7 protein-coding genes are annotated in these 15,723 nt (G+C 40.9%); 4 read left to right on the top strand and 3 right to left on the bottom strand.

Translation table 11 applies throughout. The features are described 5' to 3' along the window. Positions 1–338 precede the first annotated feature (338 nt). The 3 genes from MMU07_RS00105 to MMU07_RS00115 form a co-directional block, all read right to left on the bottom strand. Complete coding sequence (locus MMU07_RS00105) at positions 339–1,088, bottom strand: DUF6733 family protein (RefSeq protein ID WP_241123790.1); 750 nt, start codon at positions 1,086–1,088, stop codon at positions 339–341. A 508-nt stretch (positions 1,089–1,596) separates the two neighbouring features. Then, positions 1,597–2,640 (bottom strand): DUF4249 family protein, encoded by a 1,044-nt coding sequence (locus tag MMU07_RS00110; protein WP_241123791.1) that lies wholly within the window; start codon positions 2,638–2,640, stop codon positions 1,597–1,599. Positions 2,641–2,672: 32 nt separating this feature from the next. Next, positions 2,673–5,153: a TonB-dependent receptor gene (locus MMU07_RS00115; protein WP_241123792.1), complete on the bottom strand. Its 2,481-nt coding sequence runs from the start codon at positions 5,151–5,153 to the stop codon at positions 2,673–2,675. 284 nt (positions 5,154–5,437) lie between these two features. On the opposite strand from MMU07_RS00115, the gene MMU07_RS00120 reads away from it, so the two are divergent. From MMU07_RS00120 to gldA, 4 genes are all read left to right on the top strand, one after another. After that, the gene (locus MMU07_RS00120) at positions 5,438–8,197 is read left to right on the top strand and encodes a carboxypeptidase-like regulatory domain-containing protein (RefSeq protein ID WP_241123793.1); all 2,760 of its coding nucleotides are present in this window, start codon (positions 5,438–5,440) and stop codon (positions 8,195–8,197) included. 397 nt (positions 8,198–8,594) lie between these two features. Further along, positions 8,595–11,384 (top strand): carboxypeptidase-like regulatory domain-containing protein, encoded by a 2,790-nt coding sequence (locus MMU07_RS00125; protein ID WP_241123794.1) that lies wholly within the window; start codon positions 8,595–8,597, stop codon positions 11,382–11,384. A gap of 254 nt (positions 11,385–11,638) precedes the next feature. Further along, the gene (locus MMU07_RS00130; RefSeq protein ID WP_241123795.1) at positions 11,639–14,296 is read left to right on the top strand and encodes a DUF5686 and carboxypeptidase regulatory-like domain-containing protein; all 2,658 of its coding nucleotides are present in this window, start codon (positions 11,639–11,641) and stop codon (positions 14,294–14,296) included. A 521-nt stretch (positions 14,297–14,817) separates the two neighbouring features. Continuing rightward, entirely contained in the window at positions 14,818–15,723 is a 906-nt protein-coding gene (gene gldA / locus MMU07_RS00135; protein ID WP_241123796.1) for a gliding motility-associated ABC transporter ATP-binding subunit GldA, read from the top strand.

Genomic DNA, 15,723 nt, shown 5'->3' on the forward strand with positions numbered 1-15,723 from the left:
CGGAATTCACTATTTATTGTGTCAGTTTGACAGACTAAATGACAATAGGTTAGTAAAAAAATTACGTCACACTTAAAATATTTCATGGAAATGGCAGACTTCGGCTGTTTACTTTGGGTCTGTGAGATTGCGAATCGCTTTTGGTGGCTTATTTGAAAATCGATTTTAAGAAAAGGAGAAATGTAAGGTCGGCAAAAATTGGATGCACCCCTATTCATCTGGAGTGGGTGGATGTTCAATAGGGAGATAGCTTTTAGAAAATTTGTGATGGGGTGATTTTAAGGCAGGTATCCTTTTAAAAAAAAAGGCCGGTAAAAGACCGGCCCTGTTGTCGTGTGTTAGAAGCTAAAACCTGTAGTCAGCTTGAAGAATGAATCGTTTCCTTCAACCAAATCGGTACCAAACGAAAATCTTGCAAAAGGTCCGCCGGTTGGTTTTGTAAATTGGATGTAGGGACCTAACCATTGATAGACATCAGTGGAGGTTTCGACATTGGATCCGCCGGTATTGATCAGGTGTTCATAATGTGCACCCAAGGAGAAAAACGGAGAAACCTTGTATCCATAATTCACCCAATAGTGGAGATAAGATAAAGTAGTGCCGGTAGAGGGTGCTTCATTCCTCAGCGGTGCATACAAACCTGCATAGATTTGTCCTTCAGTTTTGGTTTTGTTTAAATTGACAGTCAGGTTCGGAACGATACCATCGCCCAATCTTCCGCTGCCTGCTGCACCTGAAGACAAGAGGTTACCTCCAAGAATACCGATTTGAGGATTTACTGCAATTCCTTCAGCCACTTTAAAATTGAAACCGACTCCAAATTCGGTCCAGTTTCCCCATGCTGCTCCCGTACCACCGGACCATAGGATTCCATAAAATGTAAAGTCAGTTTTTTCACTGATACTGTATCCCCCCTGAAAGACGGGATAAAATCCGAAAAACTGATCGGAATTCAAGGTGACGTTAAAGGTGAAGTCGTCTGCTTCTTCTTCTTCTTCCTGCGCCATTACGCTTGTCATAGATAGTACCATAAGCATCATGCCAAGTACTGTTCCTCCTTTAAGGAGATTTGTAAAGTTGTTTTTCATAGGTTTAATAGGTTTTGGTATTGATTAGGTTGTTTTTTTGACCATATTTTTATAAATGAGCTTATAAAATATAAATCATGGGCACTAAATTACCCATGAATTTTAAAAATGCAATAAAAATGTCATTTATATGTTAAAAAAATAACCAAATATTTTTAGATTATCATTTTTACAACAAATCCATCTGTTAATTTGATAGAACATAATTGGATTTTATTGCCTTTAATGGACCTTCTGAGTTTAATTTGAGCCTTTGGGTGCTTTACCAACCTACAGAGGAAAAAGAAATAATTACTTACAATAAAATGGTGTTCAACATGGATTCTTTCTTGAATTCTTAAAATGCGGTTCTCCTGCGATGGGTATAAAGCTTAATAAAACAGGATTTATAAAAAATACCCGGTTTGAATAGGAGAAGCAATCAATAAATATGACGAACTGAAAAATTTTATGAAAAAACTGGCAAAATGGGTTTCAGCCATTCAACAAAATCTACCAAAAGAAAAATTTAATCAAACTTCCACCAGTCAGGGGCATTGTTTGTCCACCTTCTCCCTTGTGCCCTGGCATCGCAGCTTTTACATTCTGATGCATAGGAGTCGTCAGGCTTATTGGGAAAAAATTGACAAGGATCAACCAAATAAAAGGGGACATCTGCCCGGGTGGTATAAATCCTGGTCACTTTGGTTTTGGCAACTTCAAAGTATCCAAGGACAGTTTCATTGGGGTCTTCCACATTGGCGATGTTTCCAAAGACCGGCGCAGGCGGGATATCAAAAAGAGAGCCTTGGTTGTTGATGACGATTTTTATTTTTTCCCAATATTCATAGGCCTCCCTATTGATGCTGAGTTGCTTGACACTGACAAAAAACGGATACAAAAAGGAATTGTCCACTTTTCTTTTTGCAAGAACAAGTTTAGTCCTTCGGGTGCTTGTTCCCGATCCGTCAAATAAATTGAGTCGGTTGGGTTCGATGACATCTGAGATAAAGCATGGTGGTGGAACTGGAGGTGGAAATCCTGTCCCGGGAAGGTACACCAATGGCCATATGTAGGTTTCTTCGACTGTCCATCTCAGGTATATGGGATCTTGAGTAGTTGGCAGCATGGTCTCTGAATAAACTGTGAATACAGATTCAGGTGCTTCAGTACGAAAAGGTTCTTTTACAAAATCAAAACTCAGTTGATCTTCCGCCTGCAATTCTGGGACTTTTTCCAATTTTGATCGATATAAGTTGTCTCCCAAGGTTACTTCAATGGCATATCTTTCTCCTTCATTGGCTTTTATTCCAAAGATTTCATAATCTCCATTTCCTACGGAATTATATCTAGCAACTCTCTCCTCTCTGGAATTCAATAAATAAACCTGTGCATTTGGAATACCCTTTGGGGCCAAACCTGTCGCAGTCGTCTGACTTACATTTACAACCTGCCTTTCGTTGATGTCGGTAAACAAACCATAGATTACTAATTGGCCCTCCTTTGTTTCTCCTACAAAATCAAGCTTGTCAATACAAGAAACAGGAAGCACCAAGTATAAGAGGAATACCAAAAGGAATCGGATTGATATGTGATGATTCTTGATCATTTTCCAAAAGCAACAGTGTAGGTAAAAGATGGGAAAGCCGATCCCAAAATCGAAATCTGATAAGGTACCAATCGTGGAGTTCTACCCTCCCGTTGGAAGAAAACCGAATAGGCATTTCTCCTTCCGGTAAGGTTATAGACGCTAAAATTGATTTTGTCGTCCCACTTTCTCACAAAGCCATTGGTCAGGTAGGAGAGGTCAATTCTGAAATAATTTGGAATCCTGAATTCATTCCTGTTACCAAAATTCGGCACAAAGATTCCTCCAACCACATAATTAGACGAAAGTCCCGTTACAGGTCTGCCAGATGAAAAATTGACATTGGTGTTGAAAGTCCGTCCTCTTCCGATATGGAAATTGGTGACGAGGGAGATGTTGTGCGGTTTGTCAAAATTGGTCGCGAACCAATTTCCCTGATTTACCTGAATCTCCGGAAACTCGGAGGTGGTCCTTATAAGCGAACGGCTAAAGGTATAGGCAAGCCAACCGGTGATGCCGCCGCTGTTTTTTTGGATCAAAAGTTCGGCACCATAGGCAAGTCCTTCCCCTTGGATCAATTCGGTTTCAATGTGTGGGTTTACAAAAAGATCTGCAAAATCCCTGTATTCCAATTGGTTGGCGGTAGTTCGGTAAAATCCTTCCAACGAGGTGGACCATTCATCTTCTTTGAAATTTCTGAAAAATCCCAGGGAAGCATTGTGGGATCTTTGTGGCTTGATGTAGGTCGTGCTCAATTGCCACAGGTCAATGGGAGTGGGGCCTGTAGCATTGGAGATGGTCTGGAGATATTGGTTCATCACAGAATAGCCACCTTTGATAGAATTGACTTTATCAAAAGTCCACCTGAATGAAAACCTTGGCTCAAAGCCATTGTATCTGACGACTTTTCCGCTTTCCATGAAATCAACACCAATGATGCTTAATCTGGTATTTGGAACACCTTCTTCATACCTAAAGATCGAATCTGGTCCCTGTTGTATATAATTGGAATACCTTATTCCACCTGAAAATGATAGACTTTCTGTCGGATTCCAATCAGCTGAGATAAAAGGGGCATATTCCATCCCTCTTTCTTTCCGGATAGTTTCGGGTAAAATTCCTGATTCTGAAGTCAGGGCTATCAGGGACTCAGGCCTCATTTGATATTGGATGGCCTCTGCTCCAAAGTTGATGTCGACCTTATCCAAAGTCCAAAGTCCTGTAATTTTCCCTTGAAAATAGTACAGGCCATTTTCAATCTTGGATGGATCTACTTCTGAAGGTTCAAAAAAGGTATTGTTGAATGAACCATATGCCACCATACCTACTAAAGACAAGTCGTCTGTCAACAAATTGCGGCTTGTAAGGGAACCTACAAGGTTATTCCAATCAAATCCAAATTGATTAGAGAACCTGAAAAAGTCACCGGTATTCAGGAGATTAAAATCAAGGTTATTTTTTTCAGTAAACTGATGGTTGATGCCCAAATAAATATCGTGAAAGTTTATTTTACTGTTTTGTACATCCACTTCATTCGCTCTGTCCAAAAGCCAATTGGCATTGGATAGCCTGGATGCAAAAATCATGGAGGTCTTTTCGGGGACGATCGGACCTTCTATCAGTAATTTATTTACTGCAGTTCCCAATGATCCACTTCCTTTCCAGGTTTCTTTGTCTCCTTTCCGCATTTCTATGTTCAGGGCAGAGGAACTCCGTCCACCAAAATAACTCGGTACGGCACCTTTATATAAAGTGAAATTTTGGAGTGCATCACCGTTAAAGGAAGACAAAAAACCCAAGGCGTGACTGTTGCTCAATACTATGGTTTCATTCATCATTATGAGGTTTTGGTCTGCCTGACCGCCACGGATATTCATTCCTGCCGAACCTTCCCCGACCGATGTCACGCCGGGCATGGATTGGAGGACATTGAAAACATCCGGTTCCCCCATAAAAGCCGGCACAAGTTTGATGTCATTGATGTCCATTTTGGTCACCCCTGTGATTGGACTGCGGATATTCCTGTCCCTTTCATCCGCTTCGACTGTAAATGCCTCCAGCTCAAAATCGAGGTTGACAAGTCCCACATCCAATATTCCATCTCCGTAAAGTTGGACCAGGTAATGCACCGGTCTTTTTCCAAATTGACGGAACACTATGCGGTGCCTGCCTGAATCCAATGAAAGGATGTATTGGCCGTTTTTGTCGGTATTGTTGCCTGTAAAAAAACCATCAATATGGACAGAGACACCCGCAAGGTTTTCATTGGTTTCTAAGTGAGTTACTTTTCCTGTTAAAAAATATTGTGCTCTTTTTGGGAAATCCTGCTGCTCAAATCTGATTTCTGTAAAGACTGTCTGCGCAAGTAGATTTGGGATTCCTACAGCCGCAAGAATCAAAAAGGTCAGCCCACAGAAAACAACTTTATTTAGGTTTCTCTTTATTCGCTGTTTTCCAACTGTTTGAGATGAAAAAAAAATTTGGTCTTTTAATGACACTTTTTTGTTTTTACAGGGTTGACAGGTCTGTAAATTTATTCTTTTATTTCACCTTTTTGTGATAAATCATGATTTTTCATTTGGCATACTTTGCTGCATTTATTTAAGAAGGGTGAGATGCGCCTAATTCGATTATGAATATGCTTCAATATCTACAGTAGGGTTTTGACAAATTAAACTTTTCTTGTGGGGATATTATGGTTTTTTTTATCTTAGAGTTTCTTCTTTTGGGTACCAAAAAATTCAGTAAAGTGACAAAAGATTCTGTTAGGCCATTAAGATTGATGAAGTCAATCTTGTGCGTTATTTTTTTATTGCTCCCTCTTTTGGCAAAAACCCAAGTAATTGTCGGGAAAATCACAGATGAGAAGACAGGAGAGCCTCTTCCTTTTGCCAATGTTTTTATCAACAATACAACTTTGGGAAGTACGACTGATATCAATGGAGATTTTAAAATCAGCGGATCCCTGCCCCAAAACCTCGAAGTCGTCGCCTCCTTTGTCGGTTACACTACCAAATACAGAAAAATCTCTTTTGGCAATAGAATTCAAATTGTTGTCAATTTTCAGTTGGTATCTAAAGAATCCCAATTGGATGAAGTAATGCTCAAATCCAAACGTGATAAAAGATGGGAAAGAAATCTCAAAAAATTCAAGCGGGTATTTTTGGCGGTCCCAAATGATCCATTTTTCAAAATGAATGAAATCCTCAATCCTTGGGTTATTGATTTTGAAGAAGGGAAAACCCGCGGGTCAAAATACCTTTTGGCGAGTGCTTCGGAGCCACTCAAAGTTTCTAATTTGGGTTTAGGGTATAATTTGGATTACCATTTACGGGAATTTATCCAGACCAAGGACGGCTTTAACTATTTTGGGCTGGTCAATTTTCATGAAATAGACACAGTCTCCACCGAAAAAAAGAAATCTTGGGAAGATCAAAGAAACTCCACTTATTTCGGATCGCTACGCCATTTCCTACATTCTCTGCTTCATGATGAAGCAAACAGCCAGGGATATAAGCTATATCTGGTAGACAGTTTTCCACCAAAAACGAGAACAAATGTATTCCATGAGGAATTGGGAAATTCCATCAAACCACTTCCCTTTGATTCCTTAAAAATTGACACACTTCCCAATGGGAATTTTGGACTTTATTGGCCTGATAGAGTTGAAATTCATTTCAAAAAGAAGACTTGGGCAAACGATTATTACACCAGAGTATATTACCCTCTCAGTTGGATCACGTCTCCTACGTGCTATTTTGAATTTGATGCCAATGGGATTCCGACCGATCCAAAGCAGATCATTTTTTCAGGATTTATGGGAAGACATAGAGTGGGTAGATTTTTACCTCATGATTTTGTCCCTTCCAAGGATCAACTTACTCTCTTTTCTGAAATTGACAGCGCGCTTTTGGGTCAAACAAGATGGAATTCTCTACGTGAAAAACCCTACCTGACATTCAATAAGTCTTATTATACCCCAGGTGAAACCGTTTGGTTTAACGCCCGCATGCTTTACCAAAACCAGTTTTTAGTAGATTCTATGAGCAGGGTACTTTACATTGACTTGGTCAATGAAAAGAAAGAATTGGTGATCCAAGAGACTTTTGAGATAAGGGAGGGTATGTCAAAAGGACAGTTTCAATTAGGGTCTGACCTCAAAGCAGGAAATTATACCATCCGTGCCTACACCAATTGGATGAGGTACTATCCTGAGTCGGATTACTTTTACAAGCCATTGCCCCTGATTTCAGCTGACCGGGAGGTTATTTCCCCCACTGGTTTACTTCCTTCGGACCAGGAAGGAGAGGAAATAACCGTGGCATTGAAAACTACCATTGCCCCTGAGGAGTTTTTCAATAAGGCCAACTTCAGCATTTCGGTTTTGTATATAGACAGTTCTTTTGTGGAATCGGATTTCAGTATTTCCCTGATCGATGCGGATTTGACAACGATTATCGGTGAAGAAAAAACGATAGAAACCGAAATAAACTGGATTGGATCTGAACTTGGTGATTATGAATTTCCGGAGGAAGAATACAATATTGAATATGGGATTTCTGTGGAAGGCATTTTTTCAGACAGGGAGGGAAAACCATTGGCCGTGCCATTGACTGTGGTACTGGGACAAATGGAAGATTATGGTGTGATTAAGTCTGATACATCAGGTTATTTTTGGGGGACAGGGCTTTTGTTTACCGATTCGGCTGAGGTTGCGGTAGCGGCACTAAACCAGAGAAGGAAGTCATTTGGAAAAATTTCCCTTATCGAACCTTTGAGACCGGAGGTTTTGGTCAATTTGCCCAAGCTTCAATTTGAAACCAGGCCAAAATCCACAATTGGAAAGCTTGATATTTTTGATGGAGAATATGTTGAGTTGGAGGAGTTCCTCTTTGAAGTGGAAAAAAGGCAAACCATGGAGGAGAAAAACTATGGCTATGGTGAAGGCGATAGGAGTATAGGTCCTGATTTTTTGGAGAGATTTCCGGAGCAAACATTGGATGCAATAGTCGGAATGAATATGCAGGGAGGTGGATTGGGTAATTTTAATTGGGGACTTGATGCCGGAGAACCACTTTTAATCATTGACGGCGCACGCTATTTTACGGATAGCAGAGAATCTACTATGTCGGTTTTAAAAACTTATATAGCGGCTGAAGTTGAATCCATTGAAGTCTACACTTTCAATACAGCCCAGTTTGGCATGGCTGGATTTGCAGGAGTCATCATGGTAAATACCAAAAAGAGGGCAAAGACTCCTCAGGGTGCTGATCAGGTTTTCAACAGTGAAGAATTTCAAATATTTAAAATAAGAGGATTTACTCCCGTCAAAGAATTTCCGGTTCAACAGACTGAATCTGTAATCCCCGAGTCTAGACCATCGCTTTATTGGAATCCTAACGTCAAAACCGATAGGGACAATGAAACCTTTACTTTCTCAGTGATTCTTCCCAAGTCTTCCAAAAATATGTTTATGAAAATTGAAGGTATGAGTGGCGACGGCCTACCTTTTTATCGGATTTTTCAAATCCCGGTCAACTGAAATTTTAAGCTGCCTTAGTCACCTATACCAAAATTAAGTCCATGTTGATTCTACAAAATGTCTCAAATACGAGGATTTAAGATTGTATAAATGGTCAATTTTCTAAAGTTTCTTTCTTAATTAAACTTTCAGGGTGGAGATACTATGGATTTTTTTTCTTTCAAAATCTTCCTTTGAGTGTCCATAACACCGTCTTGAATGATTATGAAACATGTATTGATGCTTCTTTGGCAGTAACCTAAAAATTTTATTTATTCGAGTCGGATCCCGAGGTATCGGGACGAAAGTCGGAAGACCCCCGCCTTGGGTCGGGCAGGGATGTGCCGGGTGTTTCAGTCCGCAGACAAGAATTAAAATGGATAACCAATCTATTGGCATAATTGCGTAAATACACTTTATGAAATTTGCATTTCCAAATAAGCTAGCAAAATTCACCTTTCTTATCATGGGTGTGCTGGTTTATGGTTTTTCGGAAGCTCAGGTCATTTCAGGCAAGGTCGTAGATGAAAAGACAGGAGAATCTCTTCCGTTTGCCAATGTTTTTATCAACAATACCACTTTGGGAAGCACGACGGATATCAATGGGAATTTTAAAATCAGTGGCTCTTTGCCCCAAAACCCCGAAGTCGTAGCATCCTTTGTAGGGTATTTTACAAAGTACAGGAAGGTTTCTTTTGGCGGGAGAAACCAGGTTACTGTCAATTTTGAACTGACTCCAAAGGAAGACCAACTTGACGAGGTCTCTCTTTCTGCCAAAAGAGACAAAACTTGGGAAAGAAACCTGCGCAAATTTGAACGGGTGTTTCTCGCCGTACCGGATGATCCTTTTTTCAAAAAGAATGAAATACTCAACCCTTGGGTGATTGACTTTGAAGAAGGAAAAGCTGAAGGAATAGGCAGATACCTTGCGGCAAGTTCTTCGGAACCTATCAAAGTGGCTAACAATGCTCTTGGCTATGAGATTGACTATCATCTTCAGGAATACCTACAGACAAAGAATGGCTTCCAATATTATGGTCTTGTCAATTTTGGGAAAATAGAGACTCCGGTAAATCATGATGAACAGAAATGGAATGAAAGCCGGAATTCGGCTTTTTTTGGGTCAATGAGGCACCTTTTGTATTCATTGGTACGCAATGAAGCCGATAGTCAGGGGTTTGAAGCATTTATCGTTCAGGATATTCCACCATCATTGCGGACCAATGATTTTGATCAAGAGATAGGCAGTTCCCTTTTGCCACTTCCTTTGGATTCTTTGGCAATTTCAATTTTGCCAAATGGTAATTTCATAATGGAGTGGCCGGGAAATGTAGAAGTGCATTTTACCAAAAAGTACTGGCCTAGCACTTATTACACAAATAGATCTCATCCCATATCTTGGATCAATGCGCCTAACTGTAAATTTGAAGTGGATGCCAATGGTGTCATGATGGACCCAAGGGAGTTGATACTTTCCGGATATGTCGCAAGGGAGCGTGTCGCACGGTCCTTGCCCCATGATTTCAGACCGGAACTGGAAGATTTGAAGTTGTTGGCTGAGGTGGACAGCAGTCAGATAGACCGAGATAAATGGAACAACCTACGTGAAAAACCCTACCTGACATTTAACAAACCCTACTATTCACCCGGAGAAACAGTCTGGTTTTCTTCTAGAATGCTTTACCAAAACGCAATTTTTCAGGATTCATTAAGCAGGGTATTGTATGTTGAGCTTCTCAATGACGATAAAGAAGTAGTTTTGGTGGAAAAGTTTCCGATTGCCGTGGGATTAGCTAAAGGTCAACTTCAGCTGCCCGGAGGAATTACACCTGGCAATTATACCATCAGGGCTTACACCAATTGGATGAGAAACTTTCCCGAAACAGAATTCTTTTACAAACCGCTGCCTCTCATCAGTGGTGACAGGGAAGTAGTGGCATCGGATATAGGGCTGACCAAGGATCAAAATGAAGAAGAAGTTTCTATCCAATTTTCCTCAGAGATTACAAAAGAGGAACTTTTCAATATGGCTACGATTAGCCTATCCGTGCAGGAACCCGACAGTACTTTATTGGCAGGTAATTTCAGTATTTCACTGATTGATGCGGATTTGGCCACTTTCATCGGCGAGCAACAGACCATTGAAACGGAAATAGACTGGATAGGAACAGAACTCGCCGAGTATGATTTCCCGGAGAAAGGACACAAAATAGAATTTGGGATTTCTTTGGAGGGTTATTTTTCGGATAAAAAGGGAAAGCCTTTGGCAGTTCCATTGACTGTGGTTTTGGGAGAGATGACCGATTTTGGAATCATCAAATCTGACAGCAGCGGGTATTTTTGGGGTACAGGCCTTTCATTTACCGATTCTGCTGAAGTTGCCCTTGCTGCTTTGAACAAAAACAGAAAGTCCTTTGGTCAGGTGTCGATCTCTGAAAAAACAAGGCCGCCGGTGAATTTGGAATTGCCCAAACTTCAATTGGAAACCAGGCCAAAATCCACAATTGGAAAGCTTGATATTTTTGAGGGAGATTATTTTGAGTTGGAGGAATTTGTTTTGGAAGACCTGAAAAAGGAAACTTTGGAGGACAAAAACTATGGATATGGACCCGGAGACCGGAGTATAGATCAGGATTTTTTAGAGAAATTTCCGGAGCAAACATTAGATGTCATTGTGGGAATGAATATGCAAGGTGGTGGATTAGGGAATTTTAATTGGGGAATAAACGATGGAGAGCCACTCTTAATCATTGACGGAAATAGGTATATCACTGATGCCAATGAAAACACAATGACAGTATTAAAGACGTTTATTGCTGCCGAAGTTGAATCTATTGAAATCTACACTTTCAATGCTCCCCAGTTTGGCATGGCGGGTTTTGCAGGAGTCATTATGGTCAAAACCAAAAAAGGAAGCAGGATACAGGAAAATGCCGACAGGGTTTTCAACAGTGATGAATTTCAAATTTTCAAAATAAGAGGATATACTCCTGTCAAAGGATTCCCCATGCAAAAAGACGATTCTGAAATCCCCGAGTCTAGACCATCGCTTTATTGGAATCCTAACGCCAAAACTGATGTAGAGAATGAAAGCTTCACTTTCTCAGTCAATATTCCAAAGTCTACCAAAAGCATGTTCTTGAAGATCGAAGGCGTAAGTGCAGACGGTTTGCCTTTTTACCGGGTTTTTCAAATTCCTGTAAAATGAGCAAAGAATCTTAGATTCGCCTTGCAGAACCGAAACCAAACCCTTTTTTGGCAGTCATAGACTTATGTAATTGGAAATGATGATTTGAAGGAAAAATGCACAAGACTTCCTACTTCCATACCTCCTGCCTCTTTCCACTTTTTAATTATCCTTAAATACCTTTACTTATCGTTAATTTTTGTCAACAACCACAATAAAAATGGCTCGTTAGAACATTAAATATTATTTTTCCAACACCATTGACTACCACAACCATGAGCCTTACTATAAGACTTTTCAAACCAATCTTTTTGTGTTTTTTCCTCCTCGGTTTTATTGTCGAGGCGAATGCTCAAGGCATCAGAGGGAAAGTCACTTCAAAATCCGGGGACGTGCTTCCGTTTGCTTCCATCTATGTCCGCAACCTTGGGGACGGCGTTCCGACCAACCAAAGCGGGGAATATGAATTTCGCCTCAAAAAAGGGGTTTATGACGTGCTAGCCCAATATTTGGGTTTTGCTTCGGAAGTCAAAACAGTCATTATTTTAGAGGATTGGGTGGAACTCAATTTCGAATTGGATGAGCAGGTTTACGCCTTACAGGAGGTCACCGTCAAAACCAAACAGGAAGATCCTGCTTTGACGATTATGCGAAAGGCGATTTCCAAAGCCAAATTTCACAGGCTTCAGGTGCAGGAATACAGCATGATGGTTTACCTCAAAGGTACCGGGCAACTTACAGATGCTCCTTTTTTTATGAAAAAGGAATTGGAAAAAGAAGGGGTCAAACTCAATGAAGCCTACACAACAGAATCAGTATCAAAAATTACTTTCAAGCAGCCCAATACGGTAGAAGAAAAAGTAATCAGCATCCGGACAAATGGGGACAATAACGCTACCTCGCCGGCACCCTACATTGCCACGAGTTTTTACAATCCAAAGATCAATGAAGCAGTCACACCTCTTGCACCCTCTGCCTTCGCCTATTATCAATTCAAATATGAAGGTTCTTTTGTAGAAAACGGTGTCATGGTCAACAGGGTCAAGGTGACCCCAAGGTCTAGAGGAGAGCGGGTTTTTGAGGGATACATCTATATCATTGAGGATCTTTGGGCAATCCATAGCCTGGATCTGACGACATCTTTGCTTGGATTTTCGATAGGGGTGAAGCAGATCTATCAGCCTGTAGCCGAGAACGTATGGATGCCTTCGACGCATACCTACACCTTTGGAGGGAAGTTTTTTGGCTTTGCAGGGGAATACAAATACCTCGCTTCTACCCGTGAATATCAAGTGACACTCAACCCCGATCTCGTTGCAGAAACTGTGATCATCGATGAAAAAGTCACCGAAGTTCCCAAGGATGTCACTGCTTTCAATAAAAGTGTGTCAAGTCTGGAACAAATGGCGCAGGCTGACAAGATGACAAGGAAGGACTTCAGGAAGCTTGTCAATGAATATGAAAAGGAAGAATTAAAACAAAGCAAGGAAGCAGAAGTCGTTTCCAACAGGAATTACACGATTGATTCACTTGCCAAAAAGCGGGACCTGAGCTATTGGGACAGTATCCGTCCGGTGAAGTTGACTGAAAAAGAAATCCGGGGATATCAAAGAGATGATAGCTTGGCAGTCATCGAAGCCGCCAAAGTCAGTGAAGTGGATTCAATTGCTAAAAAAGCAAGACGTGGCTTCAAGCCGGGAGAAATCCTGACAGGAGGTTCTTATTCCTTCGGAAAAGGCAGGTCGGCAGGTTTCCATACCAACCTTACAAAAATCTCCTTCAACACAGTGGAAGGATTCAAGTTTGGCCTGGCAGGTTTTTACCGAATTGAAAAGTATACCAAAATGGCGGATTCTGTCACCATACACAGGAGATCATGGAATTTCAGGCCTGAGTTCAGGTATGGATTTTCCAGTCAGCAGCCTTACGGAACGCTTGATATCCGAAGATCAGTCAACAAAGGACGGCCAGGATATACGGTTGGGTTGACAGGGGGAAAATACATCTTCCAGTTCAATGGAGACAACCCAATTTCAGAACAAGTCAACATGTTGTATTCCTTGCTTTTCAGGCAAAATTACATGAAGCTTTATGAGCAATCTTTCCTGAAAGGATATTACAACCACCGCATCACGGATGGTTTAACTTACCGAACCAATGTGACTTATGCCTTCAGGCGTGAATTATTCAATAATTCTGATGTCAGTCTTTGGAATCGACCTGAGCGGGAATATACCCCAAACAGACCTGAAAACATTGAAGCTGATCCTGTGTCTTTTGAAAACCACCATGCCTTGATCTGGACCAATAACATCGAATGGAGACCTGGATTGAAGTATTATATCAGGAACGGCCGAAAAAACCCATTGTATGAATCCGCTCCTTTGGTCAATTTCAGGTATACCAAAGCTATTCCGGGAGTATTCAATAATGCGATGGCCTCAAAGTTTGACTTGGTAGAAGCGAGCATTGAGCATTTCTTCAATTTTGGGGTGAGCGGAAAATTGGATTTCAATGTTAGTGCCGGTGCCTTTCTGAATAATGACCGGGTGTACTTTATGGACTTCAAGCATTTTGGCGGTAACAGGACCATCTTTGCCAATATGGGTGTGGCCGCCAATTACAGGTTTTTGGATTACTACCAATACAGTACCCAAACCCAATATGTCAGCGGGATTGTACATTACCAGTTCAGGAAGTTTTTGCTGACACAGTTGCCCATGCTGCGGTTTTCGGGAGTGAGAGAAAATATATTTTTCAATTACCTCAAAACCCAAAATTCCCCTCATTATTGGGAATTAGGCTATTCCTTGGATAATCTCTTCAGGATATTCAGGGTAGAAATGGGTGCAGGATTTGAAAACAGCAATTACCAAAGAGGAGGATTCCGGTTTGGCATCGCCAGCTTTATCAATGTCAGTTTTGAGGATTAATTCTCCTAAGTAAGAGGTTTTATTTTCTAGAATTTGATATTGGGATATTGAGATATTAAGATATTGTTTTAGAATCCATTGCTTATCGGAGGATGGTCAATTTTAAAAAATGGTATCAATATTTCGAAATTTTCCTCCAGTTGGTAGTAGTGGTCTGTGGTCCGTGGACTGTCGACCACATTTACCCTTTAACCAAATAACCAATAACCAAATACCCACAACATCATCTTAAACCCAAAACCTTCGAGGTCAAAAAAGACCTCAAAGGTTATCGCAACCAACTTTCCAACTTTTCAACCTTCCAACTTTTTTACCAAATAACCAAATAACCCATAAACCATACTCAAATTTTGATTTTACCGCAAAGCCTTCTATATTGGAAGCTGTAAGGTTTAATATCAATAAAGATGAATAACCTTTGGTTATTTCACTTTCATCGGGGCTTCTTAGAAGCCTTTTTTGGTTTATAGACTTTGATTAAGCCAAGACAAGTCCTTAATTTAGCCTCCCAAATCCCAAACATGTCACTAGAAGTAAACAGGCTGACCAAAACCTACGGCTCCCAAAAGGCGCTGGATCAGGTTTCTTTTGTGGCAGAGAAGGGAGAGGTTTTAGGTTTTTTGGGTCCAAACGGTGCTGGCAAATCCACCACCATGAAAATTGCCACGGGATTTATTTTGCCCGATCAGGGTGATGTCCTAGTCAATGGACTCTCCGTCCTTCAAAATCCCAAAGAAGTTAGCCGCTTGGTCGGTTATCTGCCCGAACACAATCCGCTTTACCATGACATGTACATCCGTGAGTTTTTGGATTTTATCGGTGGCCTTTACGGACTTAAGGGGAATGCCCTAAAAAATAGGATAGAAGAACTGATTCCGCTTTGCGGGTTGGAAGTCGAATCCCACAAGAAAATCTCCCAACTTTCCAAAGGATACAGACAGCGTGTTGGCCTGGCAAAAGCCCTGATCCATGATCCCGAAGTCATCATCCTCGATGAACCCACCACAGGCCTCGATCCCAACCAACTGGTAGAGATAAGGAAACTGATCAAGAATATAAGTACCAACAAAACCCTCATACTCAGCACCCACATTATGCAGGAAGTGGAAGCTATCTGTGACAAAGTGGTCATCATATCCAAAGGAAAAATCGTTGCTTCGGACCTTTTAAAAAACCTAAAATCAGAAGCAGGCAAATCAGTTTTGATATTGGAAACAGAAGAATCACTTTTGTTGGAATGGTTTGCTCCCTTGGGCGAAATCACTTTTATCAACTCCGATAAAGCCATTCAGCTTCAAGTGAAAGATGCCGCTGTTGCAAGAAAAGAATTACTTCAAATCCTTCAGGAGAGGAATCTGACCCTTGTCAGCATTCAGCTAAAGGAAAAGAACCTCGAATCTATTTTTCACCAAATCACCCAAAGCTAA

This window comes from Cognataquiflexum nitidum (assembly GCF_022538055.1).
Classification (GTDB): Bacteria; Bacteroidota; Bacteroidia; order Cytophagales; family Cyclobacteriaceae; genus Cognataquiflexum; species Cognataquiflexum nitidum.

Coding starts and splice junctions, on each gene's coding strand:
- MMU07_RS00130 (WP_241123795.1), top strand. CDS start 11,639: ATGAGCCTTACTATAAGACTTTTCAAACCAATCTTTTTGTGTTTTTTC.
- MMU07_RS00120 (WP_241123793.1), top strand. CDS start 5,438: ATGAAGTCAATCTTGTGCGTTATTTTTTTATTGCTCCCTCTTTTGGCA.
- gldA (WP_241123796.1), top strand. CDS start 14,818: ATGTCACTAGAAGTAAACAGGCTGACCAAAACCTACGGCTCCCAAAAG.
- MMU07_RS00105 (WP_241123790.1), bottom strand. CDS start 1,088: ATGAAAAACAACTTTACAAATCTCCTTAAAGGAGGAACAGTACTTGGC.
- MMU07_RS00125 (WP_241123794.1), top strand. CDS start 8,595: ATGAAATTTGCATTTCCAAATAAGCTAGCAAAATTCACCTTTCTTATC.